A 21597-nucleotide genomic window follows, 5' to 3' on the forward strand; every position below is an offset into this window, starting at 1 on the left:
GAGGCTCAGTCCAGGTGCTCGTGGTGGTCGGCCACGCCCTGCTTCCAGTAGGCCGAGATGCGCGCGGCCTGGCGTGGCAAGCCTTTGTCGATCAGGAGCTGGCGCACCTGCGCCATCAGCGAGGCCTCGCCGCCGCCCCAGGCCAGGCCGGCGCCGCTGTGCAGCGGCAGGTCCTTCAGCGCCTGCAGCAGTTCGTCGTTCGACGCCACCCAGTGGACGTCGGCATTGGCCTGGGTGGCGAGTTCGCGGCGGTCGGCCGCGTCCACCAGCAGCACCACCTGGGCGCGGGCCTGCGGCGGCAGCTCTTCCAGGCGGCGGCTCACCGCCGGCAGCGCGCTGGCGTCGCCGACCAGCAGGTGCCAGTCCATCACCAGGGGCAGGATCATCGAGCCGCGCGGGCCGCCGATGATGGCCTTCGAGCCCACCTGCGCATTGCGCGCCCACTCGGCGGCGCCGCCATGGCCGTGCAGGGCGAACTCGAGATCGACTTCGCATGCCTGGCGGTCGAAGCGGCGTGGCGTATAGTCGCGCCGAACCTGTTGCCCATCAGGGCCGTCGAACATGAACTTGACGTGGTCGTCGAAGGACAGCGAGTTGAAATCCGACAGTGCAGCGCCCTTGAAGGTGATGCGGGCAAAGCCGGGGCTGATCTGCTCGATGCGCGCGACTTCGACCTCGCGTATCTTGAGGTCGTGGCGCACGCGCTCGATGGAGGGGATCAGCGCCGGAATATCTGTGGGAATGTGGGATTCAGACATGCTACACTCCAGAATTAGTTGATAGTATCCACCATTATGCGAAAAGAAGTTGATAGAGTCAACCAAAACCACGGCAATCGTGCGGACGATCCCCTGGAGGCGATGCACGCGATCGTGCATCTCTACCGTTCACGGCAGTTGCGCGGTTTGCGCAGCGGGCCGCACGAGCTGGCGCATATGGAGATGAAGGCGCTGGGCTATTTTGCCCGCCATCCCGGCGCCACACAGAGTGATCTGGTGGCGCATTCGGGAAGAGACAAGGCCCAGGTGGCGCGTCTTATCCGGGTGCTGCGCGAAGCGCAGCTGCTGGAGGCCGCCGCCGACGAGCAGGACCGGCGCAGCACGCGCCTGACGCTCAGCGCGGCCGGGCAGGAAGTGTTTGCGGGATTGCACCGCCAGAGCGGCGCATTGGGGGAGGCGGCGCTTGCCGGCCTGTCCGAAGATGAACAGGCCCAGCTGATGGCGCTGCTGGCGCGGGTGCGCGCCAATCTGGAAGGACAGCGGGCGGATTAGCCCGCCCGGTCGTCCGGCGATTACTCGACCCAGCCGAAGCCGTCGCGCGCCAGTAGCGCGAACGACTCCGCCGGACCCCACGAGCCGGCCGCATACGGATGCGGTTTCTCGTTCAGGGTTTCCCAGCCGTTGATGATCGGCTCGACCCATTCCCAGGCCGCTTCCAGTTCGTCGCGGCGCATGAAGTGGGTCAGGCGGCCGCGCACCACGTCGATCAGCAGGCGCTCGTAGGCTTCGGCGCGGCGCTGCTGGAAGGCCGATTGCAGGTCGAGGTTGAGCGCGACCTGCTGCATCTGCATGCCGCTGCCGGGCTGCTTGGCGAAGATCTGCAGCTTGATCGCTTCCTCGGGCTGCAGCTCGATCACCAGGCGGTTGGCGACGCCGCCCGGGGTTTCCGGGAACAGCGGGAACGGCGGATTGGCGAATTCGATGACGATCTTGGACGAGCGGCGGGCCATCCGCTTGCCGGTGCGCAGGTAGAACGGCACCTTCGACCAGCGCCAGGTGTCGATGTGCGCGCGCAGCGCCACGAAGGTCTCGGTGTGGCTCTGCGCCGGCACGTTGCTCTCTTCGTGGTAGCCCTTGACCTCCTGGTTGCCGCTCACGCCGCGCGTGTACTGGCCGCGCACGGTGTCGCGCGCGATGTCGGCCAGCGTCATGCGGCGCAGCGAGCGGATCACCTTCAGCTTTTCGTCGCGCACCGCGTCCGGCGACAGCGAGGTCGGCGGCTCCATGGCGACGATGCACAGCAGCTGCATCAGGTGGTTCTGCACCATGTCGCGCATCGCGCCGGCGCTGTCGTAGAAACCGGCGCGGCTGCCCACGCCCACTTCTTCGGCCACCGTGATCTGCACGCTCGAGATGTTCGGCGCGCGCCACAGCGGTTCCAGGATCGAGTTCCCGAAGCGCAGCACCATCAGGTTCTGCACCGTCTCTTTACCCAGGTAGTGGTCGATGCGGTAGATCTGCGATTCGGCGAAGTGCTTGCCGACCGCCTCGTTGATCTCGACCGCCGAGGCCAAGTCGCGGCCCAGCGGCTTCTCGAGCACCACGCGCGCGTTGGCGTCGACCAGGCCGGTGGCGGCCAGTTTGTCGCAGATGGTGGTGAACAGCGCCGGCGCGGTGGCAAGGTAGAACACGCGCTGGGCGCCGTCGCGCGAGGCGGCCTTCAGGGTGTCGAAGATCTCGGCGTTCGAGACGTCCAGACGCACATAGACCAGCAGGTCGAGAAAGCCGGCCCAGCTTTTTTCGTTGAAATTGGCGGCGCTGATGAAGGAGCGCGAATGTTCCTCGACGAAGGCCAGATAGGCGGCGCGATCGTAGTCCTGGCGGCCGGTCGACAGGATGCGGGTCGACGGCGGCAGGTTACCGTGCAGGAAGGCCATGTACAGGGCGGGCAACAGCTTGCGCATGGCAAGGTCGCCCATGCCGCCGAAGATGGTCATGTCGAGGGGAAGGCCGTCATTGTGCTGATTCGCTTGCTCGTTCGAGGTGCTCATGTCTCTTTCGCTGACAGGTTGTATAGATCGCTTGCGTCGTGCGCTCGCCTGAAATGGTCTTTGATTGTAGCCTACATGACCGAATAAAGTCTGGCAAAAGCGGCAAGCTTGCCGTCGCCGGCGGGTGAACCTACGGCGGAACGAAAAAAAGCCCGCGCAAGCGCGGGCCGCAAAGCCACCAGGATGTAATACTCAGAACTTGTAGCGCAGGCCGAACAGATACTCGCGGCCGGTCACGTTGTTCACCACCACGCTGTCGCGTGCGCGGCTGATGAACTGGTCGTTTTCCTCGTTGGTCAGGTTGACGCCTTCGAGCGTGAATTCGAGGTTCTCGTTGACCTTGTACGACAGCGACAGGTCGACGTTGAAGGTTTCGTTCTTGCCCTCGACGTCGTTGTTGTTCTGGCCCGGCACGCGGGTCACGAAGCCCGAGCGCTTGGCGCCCGAGATGCGCGCGCTGAACTTGCCGTCGTCATAAAAGAAAGTGGCGTTCCACGATTTGGGCGACAGGTTCAGCAGGTCGTCGGTGATGGTGGCGCCGCCGGTCGGCGAGACCAGGTATTCGATCTTCGAGCTCACCTTGGTATAGTTCAGCAGGGTGCCGAAGTTCTTGCCCCAGCCCGGCAGGAAGGTGAACGGCTGCTGGTAGCTCAGCTCGAAGCCTTTCAGCTTGCCGCCATCGGTATTGACCGGCAGCGTCTGCTGGAAGACTTCCTCGCCCGTGAAGTTCGCCGGCAGCAGCGACAGCGGCAGGCCCGAATCCTTGAACGCCACGTTGGTGCGCAGGCTCTGGATATAGGTGTCGATGTTCTTCTGGAACAGGCCCAGGCCGACGAAGGCCTTGTTGGCGAAGTAGTACTCGAAGCTGCTGTCGAAGGTCTTGGCGCGGAACGGCTTCAGGAACGGATTGCCCGAGTTGATCGACAGGTTGCCGGTGGTGGCGATGCTGCCGCCGGGCGACAGGAAGCCCAGTTGCGGACGGGTCATCACCTTGGCCGCGCCGAAGCGCACGATGAATTCGTCGGTCACGTTGGCGGTCAGGTTGAACGATGGCAGGGTGTCGGTGTAGTCGTGCTCGACCTTGACCTGGGTGCCGCCGCCGGCCGCCTGGTAGCCGATGGTCTCGAGGTCGGTCTTCACGTAGCGCACGCCGATGTTGCCGCGCACCGGAATATTCCACAGGTCGTGGCGGAACTCGCCCATCAGGTAGACGCCGTCGCTCTTCTCGGTCACCGAGCGGTTGTTGCCGCGCGCATTGCCGTTCTCGATCGACGACAGCGTGAAGTCGCCCGGGCCGCCGGCAGGGCCGCTCTTGATGCAGTTGCAGTAGATGTCGTAGGCGGCGGCGATGGCCTGCAGGTTCGGCACCACCCAGCCGGTCGCGTTCCCGGCCGGCATGCCGAGCTGGCTGCCGAAGCCGGTCATATTGGTGGTCAGGCCGGTCGCGCCGGCCGGCGGCGCGAAGATCGTGTCGTTCTGGTTCACGCGGCGGAACTCATAGGTGTCCGACGTGTACTTCTTGCTGTTGACGCCGCCCTTGAAGGTCAGGTTGTCGCTCGCTTCCCACGCCAGGTCGAACTGGGCGACGTTGTTGACGTTGTCGGTGCCTTGCGGACGGATGCGGATCTCGCTGGTGGTGGTGTTCGGCACGGTGGTCGGCTGGGTTCCGCTGGCGACCTGCGGCACGCCGATCAGGCCCAGTTGACTGCCGTTGACGTCGAACGGATAGCTGATGACCGGGCGACGGCTGTCGCCGCGGAAGTCGATGCTGTAGCCATCCACGTTCAGGGCGTCGAGCGTGACCGTGGTCTGGACCGGATTGCGGAACTTCGATTCGGCGCGGCCGTACCTGGCGCTCATGCTCCAGGTGTCGCTCAGCTTGTGCTCCAGGGTCAGCGTCGGCTGGGTGAAAGTGGTCTTCAGTTCGTCGAAGCGCTGCTCGGAGCGGATGTCGACGTTGTCGTAGCGGCCGTACAGCAGCGAGCCGTTCGGCGCGTACTGCGCTTCGAGCACGCCGACCTGCGGCTTGCCGCCCTGGCTGGCGCTGCGGCTGAACGAGGTCGCCTGCAGGAAGTCTTCCTGGCGGGTCGCATCGAGCTTCGAGTACAGCATGTCGAAGGTGAGCAAGGTGCCGCGTTGCGGACGCCATTGCACCGAGCCGGTCAGGCCCAGGCGGTCCTGGTCGTGGGTCAGGCGGCCGTAGCGCGGCAGGCGCGGATGGAAGTTGTTCGGGTCGCTGGCGGCGTTGTAGGCGGCGATGTTCTCTGGCGTGCCGGGCAGGCGATCGGCGCCTTGCGCGGCCGGGCCGCAGGTGGTCGCGGTCGAGTTGCTCGGATTGGCGGCCATGCCTTGGGGCGCGCACCAGCCGCCCGAGGATGGGCCGTTATCCCAGCGCACGGTGCTGAAACCGTCTTCCAGCACGCGGCGCTTGGAGTAGGCGCCCGAGAACAGCACGCCGACCTTGCGGTCGAAGAAGGTGTTCGAGACCATGAAGGCCGCGCGTGGGTCGGTTTTTTCCGAGCCGTCGTTGTACTTGCCCTTCAGGGCGACGGTGGCGTTGAAGCCGCGCAGGTCGAACGGGCGCAGGGTCTGCAGGTCGACGGTGGCGCCGAGCGAGCCTTCGTCGACGTCGGCCGAGGAGCTCTTGCGCACCGTCAGGGCGCTGAACAGTTCGGACGCGAACACGTTGAAGTCGAAGCCGCGGCCGCGGTTGGTGCCGCCCGAGCTGTCGGTGCCGCCGGTGGTGGCCAGGCCTTCGATGCCGTTGATGCGCACGCGGGTGAAGTCCTGGCCCAGGCCGCGCACGGTGATGCTGCGGCCTTCGCCGGCGTCACGATCGATCACGACGCCCGGCACGCGCTGCAGCGACTCGGCCAGGTTCGTGTCCGGGAACTTGCCCATGTCTTCCGACTTGATGACGTCGACGATGCCGTTGTCCTGGCGCTTGGCGTTCAGCGCGCTCTCCAGCGAGGCGCGCAGGCCGGTCACGACCACGGTCTGGGCGTTGACGGTGTCGGCGCCAGTCGGCGTCGCGGCTACCTCCTGGGCAAAAGCCGGGCCGAGCGAGAGCGCCGATACCGAGGCGGTGCCGAGCAGGCACAGGGTCAGTTTGCGCAGGACTGCGCGGTGCGGGGTGTGATTCATCTTGTCTCCGTGCGTTTTTATAGCGGCGCGTTCAGGTGATCGGCCGGTGTTGCATCTGGGATCTGGTCAGGCCAGTTTTGTAATTCTATGGCAACCTAACGACTTTTGGTCAGGCCAAAGTAAAAATATTTACGAATTGGCCTGACCTGATGACGCTTAACCCTGGGTGGATAGGGTTTGCTTGTAGCGTTTGCCTGCGATGGTGACGTTAGCGAGCGTGATGGCGACGGCGTTGTGCAGGAACCACGGTTTGGCCGCATTGCGCGGCGTGCCGAAGTCCGAATCGCTGATGCGCACGCGGGCGATCGGCGCGATGGCGGTGCCCGGCTTGCCGTTGAAGCTCGACGCGACCGGTCCCAGCAGCACGAAGGCCTGGTAGCACGAGAAGCTGCCCTTGCCGGTATCGACGTTGGACGTGCGCACATTGCTGATCTCGATATCCGACACTTGCGGCGGCCGGATGCGCATGGTGTCGTCGCCCGGCACGTAGTCGCAGTCGATCGTGATGATCGCGCCCGCGGTCGATGCCACCGGCTCCCTGATCTCGCGCGCGCCCGGCAGCGGCTTGTACAGCATCGGCTCGGTCGCCACGCCATGCGGCAGCGTGACGTCACGCACGTACAGGTGGCGCAGGAAGCCGCCCCGGTTCATATTGGTCTTGAGCCGGATCGCGGTGTTGAGCGGGTCGTCCTTCCAGTGGATGTTGCGAAACTCGAGCTTCTCGGCATACACGTGCTCGATGCCGCCGGCCATCTCGCTGCCCAGGGTCACGCCGCCATGGCCGCTGTTCATCACGCAGTTGCGGATCACCACATTGCGCGTCGGTCCGTGGCCGGTGTCGAGGTTCTTGCCCGACTTGATTGCGATGCAGTCGTCGCCGTTGTTGAACAGGCAGTCGTCGACCAGCACGCCGTCGCAGGACTCCGGGTCGAAGCCGTCGCTGTTCGGTCCCAGGCTCTCCATGTTCACGCGCCGGATTAACAGGTCGCGGCAATCGACCGGATGGTGCAGCCAGAACGGCGCCGCGTTCACCTGGTAGCCCTGCAGCAGCACCTTGCTGCATCCGATCAGTTCGATCATGCACGGGCGCAGGAAGTGCCCGTGGCCGAACACGCGCTGCTCGACCGGCACGCCGGCTTCGGACAGCGCCGGCAGGTAGCGCGAATCGGTCTGCCAGCGGCCGCCTTCGCCCTGGATGGCGGCCTGGCGCTGCGCATCGATGCCGGGAACCACCTGGTCGAGCGGCGGGTTGTTCGGGTTCGCATGGACCTCGGTGCGTTTGCGCACCGGCTTGCCGCGGCCCTTCCAGTCCCACCAGCATTCCGGCTGGTCGGCAAACCCCGCCTCGAACGGCACGCCGCCCTGGCCGTTGAGGATGCTGGTCCAGTCCTCGCCGGTGAGGGCGATATTGGTCTGGTTGAGCGCATACACCATCGGCGAATAGTTCAGGCAGTCGTTGCCCTGCCAGCGCGACAGCACCAGCTTGCCGTTCTCGCCGCAGTCATGCTCGCCGTGGCGCGCGTAGTGGGCCGGATTGGCGGCGAAGTGCACCCGCGCGCCGGCGGCCAGGTGCACGTGCACGTTCGAACGCAGCATGATCGGCCCGGCGCAATACCACTCTCCCTTGGGGATGACGACCCGGCCGCCGCCCTTGGCGTGGCAGGCCGCGATCGCCGCGGCGATCGCGGGATGGCAGTCCGTGGAGCCGGGCGCCGGCGTGTCGAGGGTGCCCTCGACCAGCGATTCGGTCTGGCCCTTGACCTTCACCAGCGCGCAGGGCCGGGCGCCATGCGCGGTGATGGGGAAGTCTTCATCGCGGAACACGAGGGGCGTGGCGAAGCGGGCCACGATGTCGGCCGCGCGCTGCCATGGATCGGGGCGGGCGGCATTGGCCAGCGCGGCAGCGGCGGCGGCTGCGCCATCCTGGTGGGCACGGGCGAAGCTGGCGGCGCCGAGGCCGGTCATCATCAGCGAGGCGGCGGGGACGGTGCGCAGCAGCGCGCGTCGTTTGGCTTGGAATGGCATGTCGCTCCTTATCGTTGTTTTGCCAAGTTCACGCGCACCGGGCTGGCGTCGCGCGCGGCCTGGTCTTGCGCCACCTGCTGCCACCTGGCGCGGCTGGTGATCTCGCCGGCGCGGCTCCAGGCGCCGCCGGCGTAGTAGCGCAGCGGCTGGCCGGGCGTGGCCGTGGCGTAGATCAGTTCATTGAGCGGGTCCTGGGCGAAGCCCTCGGCCGCCGGCAGCACGACGGCGGTGCCGAAGGCGTCGTTGCTCTTCTGCTCCACCCATTGCAGCAAGACCTTGCCGTCGCGGCCGACCTGGATCTTCGGATCCTGGCCCTTGTCGCCCGGCGTCTTGTTCAGGCCAATGGCGACGGTGAGCGCAGCGGTGTCTCCGGGCGTCGTGGTGAAGGTGCTCTCGATCCGGTCCAGCCAGTGGCCGGCATCGACCGTGAAGCGCTTGACCTCGCTGACCTGGCGGCCGCCCGCATCCCATGGCGCGTAGTGGAGCTCGAACACGGCGCGGATCGGGCCGTTGGCCAGGATTTTGTAGCTGGCCCAGTTCACGCCCGTGTGCAGCGTCTCACCGATCCAGATGCCGCTACCGCCGGCGCCGCGGGACTTGCCGACGTTGTACATGTCCATGCCTTCGCCCTGGTCCTTGTGGTAGTGGTCATGGCCCTTGTTGTACCAGCGGTCGACGATCGGATAGTCGACCCGCTTGAACCACAGGTCCAGGCCACTGGTCACCAGCACTTCCTTGACCACGCCCGCGGGCGCCGGCGCGGCCAGCGCCGGGCCATAGGTGCGGTGCGCAACCTTGTCGTTCTCCCAGGCGAAGTCGTCGAGGCGCTCCGGGACGTGGCGCGCGAAGGCCTTGACCGGGAACGGCGGCGCCACGCCGTCGATGCGCTCGATGGTGAAGCTGGCGCTCTTCTCGCCGGCGGCGAAGCTGTGCTGGAACAGCAGCTCGCCATAGGCGATGCCTTCGTTGTTCGGGTCTTTCGCCTGCGGCGCGATATTCGTCACCTGGTGCGGCAGCACCCGGCCGCGCGCGTCCTTGACCGCGATCTTCTGGATCATGGCGCCGGGCAGGGCGGCGTTGACGTCCTTCCAGGCGATCGCGATGGTTTCGGACGGGCGCGCGATCGCCAGGTCGTGCTGCACGCTGACGTTGACCTTGTCGGCCGCCTGCGCGGCGCAGGTGGACAGGACGAGCGGCGCCCCCAGCAGGCTTGCCAGTACGAGTCGTTTCATGGTGTCTCCCGGATCAGTGGTGTTCGCGGTAATCGGTCTTCCCGCCCTTGGGCAGGTAGTGGTAGGTGCGGACCTTGTGCTGGATCTCGAACGCCGGGTTGCTCACCAGGCGGATGATCTCGGCGCCAGCCAGCAGCATCGGACCATAGCCGTGCAGGGCGTCGACGCTGGTCGGGCGATGGTAGTAATAGACCATGTCGCTGGCCAGGGTCGTGCCGACGCAGGTGCCTTCGACCTGGCCCAGCGAATTGATGCGGGTCGACAGCGCGTTCCAGCCGGTCTGGGCGATCGAGCCATAGGTGGTGGCGCTGATCCAGCCTTCGTTGACCGCATGCGCGAACACATAGGTGAAGATGGCGCTGGCCGAGGTCTCGAGGTAGGAGTCGTTCCGGTCCAGCATCTGGTGCCACAGGCCGCTGCCGCTTTGCAGCTCGGCGATGCCCCTCAAGGAAGCGCGCAGCTGGGCCAGCACCTTCGGATAGCCGGGGTGGTCCTTCGGCAGCACGTCGAGCAGGTCGGACATCGCCAGCACCGCCCAGCCGTTGGCGCGCGCCCAGTAGAAGCGCGGCGCGTCGGGGTGATTCGCGTGCCAGCCGTGGGTGTACAGGCCGAGCTGCGGGTTGAACATGCGGCTCGACATCCCGATCACGTTACCCACGGCATCGTCGAAGTAGGCGCGCTCGCCGGTCAGGCGGCCCATCTCGGCCAGCGCCGGGATGCTCATGTACATGTCGTCGGCCCACAGCGAAACCTCTTGCGGACGCTTGCGCGCCATGGTGCCGTCTTCCAGGCGGAACTGGCGTTTATAGACCCAGTCGCTGCAGGTGTCGATCATGTTCTTCAGGTCGGGGCCGACCCTGGCGAAGCGGGCGCGGATCAGGGCCGCGCACATCGAGCCGCTGTCGTCGAGCGAGCGCGGATCGAGGAAGCGCGAGAAGCTGTTGGCGCGCTCGAGCTTGAACTTCTGTTCCTGGGCGCGGAAGTAGGGAAGGGTGTCGTTGAAGAACTGGAAGTGACGGCGGGTCATGCTGGTGAAGCCGGCGTCGCCGGTGACCTGCGCCGCCTTGAGCAGGCCCGAATGCACCACGCCCATCTCGTACACCTGGATGCCGTAGTCGCCGGCGCTGCGCTCGAAGACCGCATCCGCGACCGGGTTTTTCAGGTCCGTGATCGGCTGGCCGGTGCGCTTGCTGACGATGCGCGTCGGGGTGGCGCGGTCCATGAAGGCCCGGATCGACTGCAGCTGGGCGGTGACTTCGGCCACTACCGGCTTTTTATACGGAATCGGGTAGGTGCCTTCGCCCGGATCGCCCAGGTTGCCGTTGTCGGGATTGCGGTATTTGCCCTCTGCCAGGGCGGGTCCGCAGGCGAGCGCGCAGCCCAAGAGCGCTGCAAGCAGGTGCAGGGTGTGGCCTTTCATGTGTCTCCAATCGCTTTGTTGTATTACCGGATATCGGCATGTGCTTCAGCTACCGTACTTCTAGTATTGCTGGCTTGCATGGTGCAGGTCCAGGACTTCGTTACCGCCTTGACACTGCTTATCTTGCGTTTTGGTCAGGCCATTCTAATTTGGTCCGGCCAAAATCGCAAGGTGGACTAGCCGCATTCGATTTATTTATGGCATACTAAAAATGACCCTCCCCAATCAGCCAAGAGACAGGCAAAGAGACATGAACCACCAAGTTCCGCGCACCATCCGCATGCAGGCCAGCGACAACGTCGCGATCGTCGTCAACGACGGCGGCCTGCCCGCCGGCACCGCATTCCCGGACGGCCTGGTGCTGCTCGAAGGCGTCCCGCAAGGCCACAAGGTGGCGCTGACGGATTTGCAGGATGGCGACGCCGTGATCCGCTACGGCGTGACCATCGGCTATGCCGACGGCGCGATCGCGCGCGGCAGCTGGGTCTCGGAACGCGTGCTGCGCATGCCGGCCGCGCGTTCGCTCGACGACCTGCCGATCGGCACCCACGCCGTCGATGCCGGGCCGCGCCTGGAAGGCTTCACCTTCGAGGGTTACCGCAACAAGGATGGATCGGTCGGTACCCGCAACATCATGGCGATCACCAGCACCGTGCAGTGCGTGTCGGGCGTGATCGACTACGCGGTCAAGCGCATCCGCGAAGAACTGCTGCCGCGCTACCCGAACGTCGAGGACGTGGTCGCGCTCGAGCACGTGTATGGCTGCGGCGTGGCGATCGACGCCCCCGGCGCCGACATCCCGATCCGCACCATCCGCAACCTGTCCAGGAACCCGAACTTCGGCGACAGCGTGATGGTCGTGAGCCTGGGCTGCGAGAAGCTGCCGCCGGCGCGCCTGTTCCCGGCCGGCGCCATCCCAATCGGCAACGCCGCGCCGTCGGTGGTGACCCTGCAGGACCAGCAGCACGTCGGCTTCATGTCGATGATCGATTCGCTCATGCGCACCGCCGAGCAGCACCTGCAGGAACTCAACGCGCGCCGCCGCGAGACCTGCCCGGCATCCGACCTGGTGGTCGGCGTCCAGTGCGGCGGCAGCGACGCCTTTTCGGGCGTCACCGCCAACCCGGCGGTGGGCTTCGCCACCGACCTGATCGTGCGCGCCGGGGGCGCCGTGATGTTTTCCGAAGTGACCGAGGTGCGCGACGGCATCGACCAATTGACGGCGCGCGCGTCGAGCCCCGAGGTGGCGCAGGCGATGGTGCGCGAGATGCAGTGGTACGACGATTACCTGGTGCGCGGCGGCGTCGACCGCAGCGCCAACACCACCCCCGGCAACAAGAAGGGCGGCCTGTCGAATATCGTGGAAAAGGCCATGGGCTCGATCGTCAAGTCGGGCAGCACCGCCATCACCGGCGTGCTGTCGCCGGGCGACCGGCTGCAGCAGAAGGGCCTGATCTATGCCGCGACGCCGGCCAGCGACTTCATTTGCGGCACGCTGCAGATGGCCGCCGGGATGAATGTCCACATCTTCACCACTGGCCGCGGCACGCCCTACGGCCTGGCCGCGGTTCCGGTCATCAAGGTGGCCACCCGCACCGAGCTGGCGCGCCGCTGGCACGACCTGATGGACCTCGACGCCGGCAGCATCGCCAGCGGCGACGCCACCATCGAGGACGTCGGCTGGGAGCTGTTCCGCCTGATCCTGGACGTGGCCAGCGGCCGTAAAACCTGGGCCGAGCACTGGAAGCTGCATAATGCGCTTGCGCTGTTCAATCCGGCGCCCGTGACCTGAACACCTATTATTGGAGACCCGAATGACCGCTGCAGTACAAAACAAGACCGGCAAGCCTTTCAAACGCATCCTGCTGACCGGCGCCGCCGGCGGCCTGGGCAAGGTGCTGCGCGAGCGCATCAAGCCCTGGGCCGAGGTGGTGCGCCTGTCCGACGTGGCCGAGATGGCCCCGGCCGGCCCCGGCGAAGAAGTGGTCCAGTGCGACCTCGCGGACAAGGAGGCCGTGCTGGCCTTGCTCGACGGCGTGGATGCGGTGCTGCACTTCGGCGGCATCTCGACCGAGAAGCCGTTCGAACCGATCATGCAGGCGAATATCCTCGGCGTGGCCAACCTGTACGAAGCGCTGCACAAGGCCGGCACCCGGCGCGTGGTGTTCGCGAGCTCGAACCACGCGATCGGCTACCACCCGGTGACCACGGTGCTCGACGCCGATTCGCCGACCCGTCCCGACAGCTACTACGGCCTGTCGAAGGTCTTCGGCGAGCAGATCGCCCGCTACTACTATGACCGCTTCGGCATCGAGACCGTCTGCGTGCGCATCGGCTCGAGCTTCCCGGAGCCGGCCAACAAGCGCATGATGAGCACCTATCTGTCGTACGACGACCTGACCGAATTGCTGCGCTGCTCGCTGTTCGCCCCGCGCGTCGGCCACACCATCGTGTATGGCGTGTCCGACAACGACAGTACTTGGTGGGACAACCGCCTGGCCTCGCACCTGGGCTACAAGCCGAAGGACAGCTCGGCGAAGTTCGCCCACCTGTTCCCGGATTCGTCCGAGTTCCCGGCCAGGGACGACGTGACCACGATGTACCAGGGCGGCAAGTTCCTGCTCGACGGTCCGCAGTACTGAATGGTCGAGCGCATCGTCATGCGCAACGCCAGCCTGCTGGCCGAGATCGTCCCCCAGGTCGGGGGCGGACTGGCGCGGCTGGACTGGCTCGGCTCTGGCGAACCGGCCCCCTTGCTGCGCGCCTTGCCGGCCGATGCGCCCGGCGTGCCGACGCCGTCGCAGCTGGCCTGCTTCCCGCTGCTGCCCTGGTCCAACCGCATGGCGCCGTCGGGGTTCGCGTTCGAGGGCCGGCAATACGTGCCGGCGCCGAACCGCGCCGGCGAGCCGTGCCCGATCCACGGCGACGCCTGGCAGCAGGCGTGGCAGGTGACCGAACGTTCCGACACGGCCGTGCGGCTGACGCTGGCGCGGCCCGGGGCAACGCCATTCTCCTACGATGCCGGCTTGCGGTACTCGTTGGATGGCGCCGCGCTGGTGGTCGAGGTCGAGGTGCGCAACACGGGCGCCGCCGCGCTGCCGTTCGGGATCGGGCTGCATCCATGGATGCCCGATCCGCACGGCGCGAGGCTGCAGGCCGGCGCCGCCGGGGTGTGGTTCAGCGGCCCGGACAAGCTGCCGCGTGAGCGCCGCGCGGCGCCGGCGCACTGGCGCTTCGATGCGCCGGGCGCGCTGCCGCAGGACGGGGTCGACCACGTGTTCGACGGCTGGCCGGGGCAGGCGCGCATCGCCTGGCCGGCGCGCGGCGTGGCGCTCGAACTCGACGCCGACATGGACTGCTTCATCCTGTATGTTCCGCCGGGGCGCGATTTCTTTTGCTTCGAGCCGGTGGATCACCCGATCAATGCGCACAATCTGCCGGGCCGACCCGGCCTGACCGTGGTCGCCCCTGGTGCGACATTGCGGCGGCGCTGCGCCTTCCGCGGCGCGTCCCTATGAGACAGACTTCCCGTGCCGCCGCACTGGCGCTGGCCGCGGTGCTGACGCCGGCCAGCGCGCAGTCTCCCTATAACGCCGAAACCACCTACCGCAAGCTGGTGCGCGACTACCCGCAGATCCGCATCGCCAGCGCCGAGGCCCCGGCGCCGGTGCGGGTGCGCAAGGACCTGGTCTATGCGCGCCGCGCCGATCTGGCGCTGGCGCTCGACCTCTACCTGCCCGCGCCCGATGCCAAGCCCGCGCCGCTGGTGCTGCTGGTGCACGGCGGCGGCTGGGGCAGCGGCGAGCGCGCGAATATGGCGCCGCTCGCGGCGCGCCTGGCGGCGCGCGGCTATGCCGCCGCCACCGTCAGCTACCGCCTGTCGGGCCAGGCCCGCTATCCGGCCGCGATCGACGATGTCAAGGCGGCGCTGGACTGGCTGCGCACGCGCGCGGGCGAGTTCGGCGTCGACGCGGACCGGATCGCGCTGGCGGGCGGTTCAGCCGGCGGCCAGATCGCCGCCCTGGTCGGCATGACGAATCCGCATGACGTGCGCGCCGTAGTCAATATCGATGGCCTGTCCGATTTCACCTCGCCCGAGGCGCTGCGCCACGAGGACGATCCGGCCAAGAAGCCATCGGCGGCCGGCGCCTGGTTCGGCGGCCGTTACGCCGAGAAGGCGGCGCTGTGGCGCGACGCCTCGCCATTGACCCACGCCGGCAAGGACAGCCCGCCGGTGCAGTTCATCGTCAGCGGCGTGGCGCGCTTTTCCAGCGGGCGCGAGGCGCTGGCGGCCAGGCTGGCCGCGCACGGCATCGCGACCGACACCGTGGCGCTGGCCGGCGCGCCGCATTCGTTCTGGCTGTTCGATCCCTGGTTGGCGCCGACGGTCGACGCCATGGACCGCTTTCTGAGTCAGCAGCTGGGCGCCATGCCGGCGCGTGCGCCGTGGTCGGCCGACCTGGGCGATGGCAGCTACCGCAACCCGATCCTGCATGCCGATTATTCCGATCCGGACGCGATCCGGGTCGGGGAACGCTATTACATGGTCTCGTCCAGCTTCGCCAACGCCCCCGGCCTGCCGCTGCTGACTTCCAGCGACATGGTCAACTGGGAGCTGGTCGGGCATGCGCTGCCGCAATTGACGCCGCAGGCGACTTTCGCGACGCCGCAGCACGGCAAGGGGGTATGGGCGCCGAGCCTGCGCCACCATGACGGGAAATTCTGGATCTTCCATCCCGATCCGGACCATGGCGTCTACGTCAGCACCGCCATCGACTTCGCCGGACCCTGGAGCACGCCGCACCTGCTATTGCCCGGCAAGGGCATCATCGACCCGGCGCCGCTGTGGGACGACGATGGCCGCGCATGGCTGATCCACGCCTGGGCCAGGAGCAGGGCCGGCTTCAACAACGTGCTGACCCTGCGCCGCATGGCGCCGGACGGCCGCAGCCTGCTCGACGGCGCGGGCCGGGTGATCATCGACGGCAACCGCCTGCCGGGCTACCGGACCCTCGAGGGTCCCAAGCTGTACAAGCGCGACGGCTGGTACTACGTGTTCGCGCCGGCGGGCGGCGTCGAGCATGGCTGGCAGTCGGTGTTCCGTGCGCGCCGCATCGAAGGCCCGTACGAAGACCGGATCGTGATGGAGCAGGGCGCCACCGAAATCAATGGCCCGCACCAGGGCGCCTGGGTCACGACGCCGCAGGGCGGCGACTGGTTCTTCCACTTCCAGGACCGGCGCGCTTATGGCCGCGTGGTTCACCTGCAGCCGCTGCGCTGGATCGACGGCTGGCCGCTGATCGGCGAGCCATCCGCCAAGCCGGGCGTGGGGCAGCCGCTGCGCGAACACGCCAAGCCGGTGGCCGGAGACTTCGCCCGGCGCGAGCCGGCGGTCGGCGACGAATTCGACGGCCCGGCCCTCGGCCCGCAATGGCAATGGGCCGCCAATCCGCAGCCCGGCTGGCATGCGCTGCACGCGCGCCCCGGTTTCCTGCGCCTGTTCGCGCAAGTGGCGGCGCCGGTACGGCAGCTGCCGTCGGTGCTGACCCAGAAATTCCCGGGTCCGGCGTTCGGTGTGACGGCGAAGGTGGAGTTACGCGCGCGGCAGGACGGCGACCAGGTGGGGCTCGGCGTGATGGGCCTGGCCAGCGACTGGTTCGGCGTGCGCCGCGTCGACGGCCAGCCGCGCATGGTCGGCGTGCGCTGCGGCCAGGACGGCGCCTGCGCCGAGACGGTCGGACCCGTATTGCCTGCTTACGCGGTCACGCTGCGCATGCACGTAACGCATGGCGCCCGGGTATCGTTCTCGTACAGCACGGACGGCCTCCAGTACATGTTCCTGGGCGAACCTTTCGACGCCACCATGGGCCGTTGGGTCGGCGCCCAGGTCGGCGTGTTCGCGACCGGAACGCCGGGCGCCTACGCGGACCTGGATTACGTCCGCATCAATCCCTGATCACTTGCCGGCGCCCGCGTGCCCGCGCACATGCGCCGGGACGGCGGCCGCGGGCAGCGGCGCGAACGCATAAGGCACCTCGAACGCTGGCGCGGCATCCACGCCGCAGCCGGCCAGCGGCGCGCCGTTCAGCAGCGAGCCGGTGTCGCTGAAGCTGCCTGCGTCCGCCCCCTGTGCGAACGGCTTCACCGCGTCGGTGCAGCCGCGCGCATTGGCCACCTCGAAGACGTTGGCTTGAGAGACGATGCGCGCATGCCTGGCCACGCCGACGCTGTAGTCGTGGCGGTAGGCCGGTTGCTTGCGGTCGCCGACGTGGTAGTTGTTGAACAGGTGGACCTGGCCGAAGCGCACCCGCGGCGCGCGGCTGGCAATGAATTCGAACAGGTTGTTGCTGACGGTGATGCGCAGATGGCCGGCATCGCCTTCGGCCCGGTCGCTGGCGCCGATCAGCGTGTTCTTGGCATGCAGGGCGAAATGGTTGTACGAGACGGTGACGTAGTCGCTGGCGTCGCGGATGTCCAGCGCGCCATCGTGGCACTGCCGGGTCTTGCCGTCCACGACCGGCAGCGTGTCGTCGGTCAGCGGGGCGTCGGTGAAGCTGTTGCGGTCGACCCAGACGTGGGTGGAGGCGACGATGGCGATGGCGTCGAACTCGGCATTCCAGTTGCCGTCGCCGTCCTTGGGGTCCCAGCGCGGCGCGACGTCGCAGGGATTGCGCAGGTGCAGATTGCGGATGATGACCTGCGACACCCTGGTCACCGTCAGGTGGGCGTTGACGAAGCCGGATCGCGGCCCGAGCCCGACCAGGGTGGTGTCGCCCGGCAGCGCGACCCGCCCACGCCTGGACTGGTCCGCATGGTCGGCGAAGGGCCGGCCTTCGCTCATGTCGATCACGCCGTCGACCTGTACGATGCGGCTGCCTGCTACCGACTTGCCGAGCGCCCGGCGCAGCTGGGCGGCGTCGGTGACGGTGAAGACGTTGGCGGCCGGTGCGTCGGCGCCGCCGCGGGTGCCGCCGGCCTGGGCCGCCCAGCCGTCGGGCGGCGCCGCCTGGCGCGACAAGGGGACGAAAGCAGCAGCGCGCGGCGCGTCGCCGGCGCAACCGGCACCGCTCGCGGCGAGCCACAGGATCAGGAACTTGGACAGGTGCTTCATGGCGCTCCAGGATACGTCGTTACCTCCACCGGAGGTAACGACTTTTCGCGCAGGCGAGAACGACGGGCTTAGAACGTGTAGTCGGCGCGCAGCGTGAAGGCGCGGCCGATCGGCTTGGCGATGTTCTGCGCGAACACGACGCGCGAGGACAGGCGCTGGTTCGACAGCGGCGGATCGGTGTCGAACAGGTTGTTCACGCCGGCGCCGAGCTTGAAGTTCTTCGACACCTTGTAGGTGGTCGACAGGTTGTACACGCGATAGGGCTCGATCACGTTGTAGAACGGCTGGCCCGGTTGCTGGGTCGGCAGGGCGTTGGTGTCTTCGTAGCTCGACGTGTACTGCTGCGTCAACTGGGCGAAGAACGGGCCGTAGCTCCAGTTCACGCGCGCCTGGTGCTTCCACTTGAAGATATACGTGTTGGCCGAGGTCGAGCCGGTGGACAGGGCGCCGATGCGGCCGACGCTGTCGACCCATGGGCTGCCTTCGTCGTTCTGGCCCTCGTAGCGGTCGGTGTAGGTGCCGTCCATCGAGAAGCCGAAGCGGCCCCAGTGCGCGGTCGGCACCAGGTAGTTCAGGCCGATGTCGACGCCCTGGGTCTTCAGGCCGCCCATGTTCAGGCGGGTCTTCGTGATGTACGCCAGCGTGCCGTCGGGATTACGCACGAACAGGTCGCTGTAGCGGTCCAGGTTGTCGAAGATCGAGTCCTCGTTGATCTGGGCGATCGTGCGCTTCATGTCGATCTTCCAGAAATCGACGGTCGCCACGAAGTTCTTGACTGGTTCGATCACGAAGCCGACCGTGTAGGTCTTCGACTTCTCCGGTTCCAGGTCCGGATTGGCGCCGACCAGCGTCGTCAGGCGCGTGTTGCAGACACGTTCGGCGTCCAGGCCCAGGCCGGCGAAGCGCGGATCGGTGGTCAGGGAGCCGGAGCCGGCCACGTTCGGGGTCGGGCCGGGGCACAGCAGCGGGTCGTCCCAGCTCGAGGTCGAAGGCTGCAGGCTGCGCGGCACGCCGTACAGTTCGGGCAGGGTCGGGGCGCGGAAGCCCGTGCTGACGGTGCCGCGCACCATCAGTTCCTTCATCGGCTGGTAGCGGAAACTCGCCTTAGGATTGAAGGTCGAGCCGAAGTCGCTGAAATGGTCGCCGCGCACCGCGAAGTTCAGGTTGAGCGCTTTCGTGACCGGCGCATCAAGTTCGGCGTACAGGCCCGAGACGCGGCGCGCGCCGCTCGGGTTGTTGCCCGGCGTGCCATTGACGCGCCATACCACCTCGTCGCCGATCATCGGCACGTTCTCTTCGTAGGTCTCGCGGTGCCAGTCGCCGCCGACCGCCAGTCCCAGAGCGCCGCCCGGCAGGTCCATCAGGGTGCGGCTCAGGTTGAAATCGACGCCGTAGTAGCGCACGTCGGCCTTGCGGAAGACTTCACCGTCGGCCGAGATGCTCTCGAGGTAGGCGCGGCCGGCTTCGTCCTGCGCGCCGAAGGGGTTCAGGATGCCGTTGGCGACGCCCGCATACACGGCCGGCGTGCGCACGAAGTTTTCCTTGAAGCCGCTGTCGCGGTGGCTGTAGCCGTAGGAAGCGCCCACGCGGTAATCCCAGGACGCGACCTGGCCCTCGTCGGCGACCACCAGGCGGTGGTTGGTCTGCACGTCGTGCAGCTTGACCGGGCCCAGTTCGTCCAGGCTCCAGGTCAGCGCCAGGTCTTCGCCATTGAGGCCAGCCACCGCCGGCACGCCGCCGCTGCCGCCCGGATACCATTTGCTGGCGGACGTCATCATCAGCGGGCGGCGCGAGGCCGTCAGGCGGTCATAGTCGGTATTGTTGCCGAAGGGCTGGGGCCCGCTGACGGCGTCGATGTACGAGCGCGCCAGGTTCAGCTCCACAGTGAGCATCTTGCCTTCGCCGTGCGCCAGGCTGGCCTTGGTGAACAGGGTGACCTGCTGGTTCTCCGGCAGCAGCTCGGGATAGATGCTCGGATCGGTGATGCAGGTGTTGCCGCCGTTGGCGTTGGTGCGGGTCGACGGCACCGTGGTCTGGGCCAGGCCCGGCGCCACGCAGCCGTTCGCGAAATAGGGATTGCCCGTGATGTTGGCCGAGCGCCCATTGCGATAGATGGTGAAGTTGGCCGGCGAGGCGGAGCCGCCCGAGGTGTTCGAATTGAACGGCGTGCCGCCCAGCGAGGCGAGCTTCGCGGCATCCCAGATCTGCGGCCGGTCGCGCTGCAGCAGCGAGTCGCGGCGCTGGGCGCTGAAGGCGGTGTAGACGTTCCAGCCATCCCTGGCGATGTCGCCCTTGCCGGCCACGATGGTGACGCGCTTCTGGTCGCCGCCGCCGGACTGCTGCGGCTGCACGGTGCTGGCGTGCAGGGTCACGTCCGTTACCTGGCGCCTGGTGATGAAGTTGACCACGCCGGCGATCGCGTCGGTGCCGTACAGGGCCGAGGCGCCGTCGCGCAGCACTTCGACCCGTTCGATCGCGGCCATCGGGATCACGTCGACATTGACCGAGCTTGCGCCGAGCGCCTCGTTGGCCAGGCGGCGGCCGTTGAGCAGCACCAGGGTGCGGTTGGTGTTCAGGCCGCGCATATTGATCATGGTGCCGCCGCCACCGCCGCCCACCGGTTCGTTGGTCGCGGCCACGGTCAGGGCCACCGCGACTTCGGACATCGTGGTCAGGCCCTGGTTGACCAGTTCCTCGGCCTTGTAGGTGGTCAGCGGCAGCGCGTTCTCGGTCGCCAGCCGCTTGATCGAGGAGCCGGTCACCTCGATGCGCTGCATCGGCGCTTCCTGCGCCGCGGCGAGGTTGGCCAGGGTCATCGTCGCGAATGCGACGGCCGAAAGGATGAAGCGGGGTTGCTTGGTCGTGCGAAGGTTGTTCACTGCGTGTCTCCTGCCTGTAGTCGTCGAATGCGGCCGGATGTGCCCCCGGCTCGCCCGCATGTGTGCCCCGGTTCCGCCGGGTCGTCGATGATTGGTATGGAAACAATTCTACTTTGGTCAGACCACTTTGGCAATCTGGACGTGCCGGAATTTAATCCGGTCTAACCTTTGCGGGTAGGATGGGCGAGCGACCGCCCGCGCGGAGCGCGCGGGGCAGGAAACGGCGGCGCAGGAAAGGGCGGGAGGGGCGGGTCAGCCGCGCGAGAAGGTGCGGGTGACGCGGTCAAGATGGGCGCGCATGGCCTGGCGCGCGCCGGCGACGTCGTGGGCGGCGATCGCGGCGAAGATGTTGCGGTGGTCGATCAGCGTCTGCTGGCGCAGTTCCTCGGTCTGGAAGTGTTCCTTCAGCTTGTGCCACAGCGAGCCGCGCTGGCTCCACAGGTATTCGATCACGCCGACCATCGCGCTGTTGCCGGTGGCGCGCGCGATCGCGAGGTGGAAGTTGCGGTCGGCCGATTCGTTGCCGCTGCGGTCTTCGTGGTGCTGCTCCATCTCTTCGACCGCCACCAGGATGGCGTCGATCGCCGAATCGCTGGCGTGCTTCGCGGCCAGCGCCGCGACCTCGACCTCGATCAGGCGACGCGCGGCCAGCACCTCGAACGGGCCGGGGCCGGCGGTGGGCACGTCGGCCTTCGGCGCGACGTCTTCGCTGACGTACACTCCCGAGCCGCCGCGCACTTCGACCTTGCCGCTCAATTCGAGCGCGATCAGGGCCTCGCGCAGCGAGGTGCGGCTGACCCCGAGCTTGGCCGCCAGCTCGCGCTCGGCCGGCAGGCGCTCGCCGGCGCGGATGTTCTCGGCGCGGATCAGCTCCTCGATCCTGGCCGAGACGACCCGATACAGCCGCGGCTCGGTGGTGCTAGGTTCATTCAGCGCTGGGGTCTTCTTCATCGATCGGTTCGTCCTGGATTATTGGCAGCGGGCGCCAAAACTAGCGAATCTTAGTTTGGTATGGT

The 21597-nt window shown here is 67.3% G+C and carries 14 protein-coding genes; 5 read left to right on the plus strand and 9 right to left on the minus strand.

What is annotated here, in order from left to right:
• Positions 1–5: 5 nt before the first annotated feature.
• Positions 6–758: a siderophore-interacting protein gene (locus LO55_RS18820; RefSeq protein ID WP_071362654.1), complete on the minus strand. Its 753-nt coding sequence runs from the start codon at positions 756–758 to the stop codon at positions 6–8.
• Positions 759–776: 18 nt separating this feature from the next.
• On the opposite strand from LO55_RS18820, the gene LO55_RS18825 reads away from it, so the two are divergent.
• Positions 777–1271 (plus strand): MarR family winged helix-turn-helix transcriptional regulator, encoded by a 495-nt coding sequence (locus tag LO55_RS18825; RefSeq protein ID WP_229410182.1) that lies wholly within the window; start codon positions 777–779, stop codon positions 1269–1271.
• Between the two features lie 20 nt (positions 1272–1291).
• Here LO55_RS18825 and zwf read toward each other — a convergent pair whose 3' ends face one another.
• The 5 genes from zwf to LO55_RS18850 all read right to left on the minus strand — a co-directional run bounded on the left by zwf (position 1292) and on the right by LO55_RS18850 (position 10591).
• Complete coding sequence (gene zwf / locus LO55_RS18830) at positions 1292–2770, minus strand: glucose-6-phosphate dehydrogenase (RefSeq protein WP_071362656.1); 1479 nt, start codon at positions 2768–2770, stop codon at positions 1292–1294.
• 192 nt (positions 2771–2962) lie between these two features.
• The gene (locus LO55_RS18835; RefSeq protein WP_071362657.1) at positions 2963–5914 is read right to left on the minus strand and encodes a TonB-dependent receptor; all 2952 of its coding nucleotides are present in this window, start codon (positions 5912–5914) and stop codon (positions 2963–2965) included.
• A 156-nt stretch (positions 5915–6070) separates the two neighbouring features.
• The gene (locus tag LO55_RS18840) at positions 6071–7939 is read right to left on the minus strand and encodes a glycoside hydrolase family 28 protein (RefSeq protein ID WP_071362658.1); all 1869 of its coding nucleotides are present in this window, start codon (positions 7937–7939) and stop codon (positions 6071–6073) included.
• Between the two features lie 8 nt (positions 7940–7947).
• Positions 7948–9171, minus strand: coding sequence for a DUF4861 family protein (locus LO55_RS18845; RefSeq protein ID WP_071362659.1), 1224 nt, complete (start codon positions 9169–9171; stop codon positions 7948–7950).
• A 13-nt stretch (positions 9172–9184) separates the two neighbouring features.
• Positions 9185–10591 (minus strand): glycoside hydrolase family 88/105 protein, encoded by a 1407-nt coding sequence (locus tag LO55_RS18850; protein WP_071362660.1) that lies wholly within the window; start codon positions 10589–10591, stop codon positions 9185–9187.
• A 250-nt stretch (positions 10592–10841) separates the two neighbouring features.
• On the opposite strand from LO55_RS18850, the gene garD reads away from it, so the two are divergent.
• Genes garD through LO55_RS27070 form a run of 4 tightly spaced genes read left to right on the plus strand, consistent with a single transcriptional unit; the run spans position 10842 to position 16547 of the window.
• Positions 10842–12383 carry a galactarate dehydratase gene (gene garD / locus LO55_RS18855; RefSeq protein ID WP_071362661.1) on the plus strand — a complete coding sequence of 514 codons (1542 nt, stop codon included), beginning with the start codon at positions 10842–10844 and terminating at the stop codon, positions 12381–12383.
• Positions 12384–12405: 22 nt separating this feature from the next.
• Positions 12406–13233, plus strand: a complete 828-nt coding sequence (locus LO55_RS18860; RefSeq protein WP_005670577.1) for an NAD-dependent epimerase/dehydratase family protein — start codon at positions 12406–12408, stop codon at positions 13231–13233.
• On the plus strand, positions 13234–14109 hold the full coding sequence (locus tag LO55_RS18865) for an aldose 1-epimerase (RefSeq protein WP_071362662.1): 876 nt from the start codon (positions 13234–13236) through the stop codon (positions 14107–14109).
• Entirely contained in the window at positions 14106–16547 is a 2442-nt protein-coding gene (locus LO55_RS27070) for an alpha/beta fold hydrolase (RefSeq protein ID WP_083415429.1), read from the plus strand. Before LO55_RS18865 ends, LO55_RS27070 begins: the two co-directional genes overlap by 4 nt.
• Here the strand turns inward: LO55_RS27070 and LO55_RS18875 are convergent, their stop codons facing one another.
• The 3 genes from LO55_RS18875 to LO55_RS18885 form a co-directional block, all read right to left on the minus strand.
• Positions 16548–17702 carry a pectate lyase family protein gene (locus LO55_RS18875; protein ID WP_071362663.1) on the minus strand — a complete coding sequence of 385 codons (1155 nt, stop codon included), beginning with the start codon at positions 17700–17702 and terminating at the stop codon, positions 16548–16550.
• Positions 17703–17770: 68 nt separating this feature from the next.
• Positions 17771–20581, minus strand: a complete 2811-nt coding sequence (locus LO55_RS18880) for a TonB-dependent receptor plug domain-containing protein (protein WP_177185549.1) — start codon at positions 20579–20581, stop codon at positions 17771–17773.
• Positions 20582–20833: 252 nt separating this feature from the next.
• Positions 20834–21532 carry a FadR/GntR family transcriptional regulator gene (locus LO55_RS18885; RefSeq protein WP_005670584.1) on the minus strand — a complete coding sequence of 233 codons (699 nt, stop codon included), beginning with the start codon at positions 21530–21532 and terminating at the stop codon, positions 20834–20836.
• Positions 21533–21597 lie beyond the last annotated feature (65 nt).

Origin of the sequence: Massilia timonae, from assembly GCF_001866515.1 — a bacterium.
In the GTDB taxonomy this organism is placed as follows: domain Bacteria; phylum Pseudomonadota; class Gammaproteobacteria; order Burkholderiales; family Burkholderiaceae_D; genus Telluria; species Telluria timonae.